The sequence below is a fragment of the Vibrio sp. 10N.261.52.A1 genome (assembly GCF_002876325.1).
Taxonomy (GTDB): domain Bacteria; phylum Pseudomonadota; class Gammaproteobacteria; order Enterobacterales; family Vibrionaceae; genus Vibrio; species Vibrio chagasii.
Map to the genome: position 1 here is coordinate 1 of NZ_MCYD01001334.1, position 3270 is coordinate 3270.

Here is a 3270-nt window from a genome sequence, read left to right on the forward strand (position 1 = left end):
ATCAATAGCTTAATTTTGTTGGTTGTTGTTTTTTTTAGATTTAGATTGTGCCGATAATCGTGTGCTGGCCGCACAATCTAGTGTTTAAAAAAGGAATTCAGTATGAAAAAAAGCTTCTTAATTTTATCAATGGCGTCGTTGTTATCAGCGTCGGTATTTGCTAAAAATCTTTCATTTTCAAACCCAAGAACTCTATTGCCCAATGAGGATGTACAGTCTTTTGAACTTGCAGATCTAGACGGTAATGGAAAACAAGAAATTGTATATCTAACGTCTAACGGTGAACTTAAGTATGCAGCCTTAGGCCATTATATCACCGAATCAAGTCGTGATATTCTTCGTAGTTCGTATCAATGGGCTGTTAAAGATCGTCCAGGTATAACGATGCAATTTGATGATAATGGGTACATGATTTTAAAAGAAGGAATTGGCGGTGGATCTAATTTATATTTTAAAGATGGTACGTTCAGTGGGAATTATGTGCAGCAAACAATATTGATTGATTACATTTCTGATACTGAAATCAGCGGTACATTTAAGGATGGGCGTTTGGGAATTGACGATGAGGTTCCTTTCACTGCGGTTCCAAAGTAGAAAACCCAACTAAGGTATCAAAAGTTGTTGTTTTAGCTCTTGGCGCTGATCGGGTGCCAAGGCTTTAACCATTTCAAAAACCAACTGAGAAGTCGTTTTAGCTGAAGGGCTCAGAGTATGACTTAAGGAAAGGTTCATCACAAAGGTATGGCCACACTCAGGGTCACTACAACTACAATATAAATCGCTATAACTCGCTGAAATACGGGTGGATTTTTGTATGCGTGCTTTCTCGCCACACTCCTGGCAAATTACCCTCATATGACACCATGGACCTATCGAAATGATAAGCCCATGGTACTAAGTTATGGTGATGATTTATTCAGCATTCTAAAAGCTAAATACTGATGTTCAGAAGCGACACACAGGTGGCGGTAATGTGGATTCGTTGCTCAAATCGAGGTATAGATTGTTGGTTCTATATGTTTTTCTCGGGTTTACGTAGTGCCATTGTAATGTGCTATCGATATCATTATGAGAGATGCTATCTAGTACAATTTCATCACCTTCGGATTGAAGTATTACTCCAGCTGCAATGCCATTATATTTACCAAGCACCAAATTATGGACAACGTTCACGACACTGCCATTGTTGATGGTTGATTTATCTAGTTGTCCTACTAGAAGTCCGTTTTTTCCACTTTTTCCTAAATTATTTCTTTTAACTGAGCTATCTGTGATTTCGAGTAAACTAAGTGGTGTGTCGACTACGTTTCCAAATACCCCCCCAACGTAGTTAAAATCGCTATTTTTGACAGTTATATGAACGTCATTAACCTTTATATTGTTTGCGCCAGCGCCCTCTATTAACCATCCTGATACAGCCCCAATTTTGTCAGAGTCTGTTGAGGTGCTTAACGTACTATGTTGAACAACTATGTCTTTCAGCATAGCACTATCAGCTCTTCCGACAAGCAAACCTACAGCCCAAGAACCTACAGCGTTTGAAATTGATGAGTCGGTAATTTTAACGTTTTTAATAAGCCCGCCGTCTTGAAGCCCGGCCAAAGTTCCAACTGTTGTTGCTTTTTTGTTTTGTGTATCAACTTGAAAGTTATTGATGTTTAGATTCTCGATTACCCCAGACCTAATTCTAGAAAATAAGCCAACATCACCTTTTGTTGCTGAAATTGTTAAGTTTGATATCGCGTAACCATTACCATTCAAGTTTCCCGCAAACGATTTGGGCTTGGTATGAACGAATCCAGAGCAATCAATGTTTTGAATTAACACGTAGTCAGAGTTGGTTTTGTCTTCAAGATTGAGTAACTGTTCGCAGCTGTCGATCTGAATAGGTGAAGCGGTAGCACCTAGAGATATGAGGCTTGATAATAAAAGGGTATTTTTTAGCATAACTGAGTCCGTTGTTATGTGTTGGGTGTATTTTTGGTGTGAATATAAGACTATCTAATTGATATGTATATTTAAGTGATATAGCTTTACTCTGCTATGTGATGCAGGTTGCATAATTGGATGGAGTGGGTAACAAGAAAGGTCAAATGATATGAAGTCGGCTCTTCAATCGCGAGGTAACCATACTAACCCACGGAAAACGCACTCCCCCTGCCCACCTGAAGAGTTTTCTATCTCATTTTTTTCGCAATTCTATTTCAATTTCAGTGAAACTCTGCCGCGCTATGGAAGGCTAGCAAGCCGGGAACCCTTTAGGAATAGGGGTGAGGGATGGTTGAGGTGTTGAGAATGCCAACAGGACGCCTACCAACAGCGAAAAGGCGTGTATCAATTAGTCGACCAGGAAGGCAATTTTGAGCGAAAGACAGACCAAGCCGACAAGCTTGAATGCCTCACTCAACAAATCAAAGTGCTCGAAGATAGAATCACTGAGATAGACGGTAACCACACTGAAACCGTCAGAGGCAATAGAGCAATCAAAGCTAATAACATCACCGAAGACGCCGACACCATCAAATTCAATGGTGGTAAAGGCGTGTGCACTGGCGCGAGTATCTGCCCATTTATGGGAAAACCCCATGTTGACGTATCAACCACTGTATTTGTAGGAAAAGACTGATGGCCATAAGCAAAGCATCACTGAAACAGAAATTGGAAACTGAACTGAAAGCTAAGGGTTTCGTGCTCGATGGTGAGCTCGCCATGGCAGGCATGATGGCTGAAGCCATTGCCAATGCGGTAGTCGACGAAATAACGCAGAACGCTCAAGTGGAAGTCTCGGGTGGCAGTTCAGCGGGGAGTTATCAAGTGCAATAGTTTTTTGAATAAAACAAAATGTGGATGTTCAAGCTTCCTAACGTATATTTGCCCCAACTTTTGTTGAGGTCTTTCATTTTTTGTCGAGTACCAAAATAAAAACCAGCCACTGCAATATGTTGCAATGACTGGTATCTATGCATAGCGGTTAACTATCGAAAAAAGCGAGGGAAATATGCTCTATTTCTACTTAATTTGCTGTCTTCAGCGAAATACCCTGTACGGCGAATATCGATAACCTCGTTGACATCCCAACCAGATAAATCTTGCTCAAAGGCTTCAGCTCTTTTGAACATTCCATAAATGTGGGTGACGTTAGCCGTGTTCCAATCGCCGATTGGTTGGTTAAACATACGAGTATATGCGAACATATACTTCATATTTCTAACCTTAGCTGTATCCCAATCACCGATAGGTTGGTTAAAGGATTTGCTGAGAGAGAACATT

General features: G+C 40.5%; 5 protein-coding genes and 1 pseudogene. 3 read left to right on the top strand and 3 right to left on the bottom strand.

Annotated elements, in window-relative coordinates; genetic code table 11:
• Window positions 1-102 precede the first annotated feature (102 nt).
• Window positions 103-594, top strand: a complete 492-nt coding sequence (locus BCT81_RS27480) for a hypothetical protein (RefSeq protein WP_102426511.1) — start codon at window positions 103-105, stop codon at window positions 592-594.
• 9 nt (window positions 595-603) lie between these two features.
• Here BCT81_RS27480 and BCT81_RS27485 read toward each other — a convergent pair whose 3' ends face one another.
• Both BCT81_RS27485 and BCT81_RS27490 read right to left on the bottom strand, forming a co-directional pair.
• Window positions 604-855: an ogr/Delta-like zinc finger family protein gene (locus BCT81_RS27485; RefSeq protein ID WP_102426512.1), complete on the bottom strand. Its 252-nt coding sequence runs from the start codon at window positions 853-855 to the stop codon at window positions 604-606.
• Between the two features lie 90 nt (window positions 856-945).
• Complete coding sequence (locus BCT81_RS27490; protein ID WP_102426513.1) at window positions 946-1947, bottom strand: hypothetical protein; 1002 nt, start codon at window positions 1945-1947, stop codon at window positions 946-948.
• A 364-nt stretch (window positions 1948-2311) separates the two neighbouring features.
• Here BCT81_RS27490 and BCT81_RS27495 point away from each other — a divergent pair.
• Window positions 2312-2626, top strand: a pseudogene (locus BCT81_RS27495) (hypothetical protein); the annotation flags it as partial.
• The gene (locus BCT81_RS27500) at window positions 2626-2823 is read left to right on the top strand and encodes a hypothetical protein (protein WP_102426514.1); all 198 of its coding nucleotides are present in this window, start codon (window positions 2626-2628) and stop codon (window positions 2821-2823) included. The pseudogene BCT81_RS27495 and the gene BCT81_RS27500, both read left to right, overlap by 1 nt.
• Window positions 2824-2975: 152 nt before the next feature.
• Here BCT81_RS27500 and BCT81_RS27505 read toward each other — a convergent pair.
• Window positions 2976-3270, bottom strand: a 295-nt coding sequence (locus tag BCT81_RS27505) for a BspA family leucine-rich repeat surface protein (protein WP_133152753.1), incomplete at its 5' end; no start/stop codon positions are given.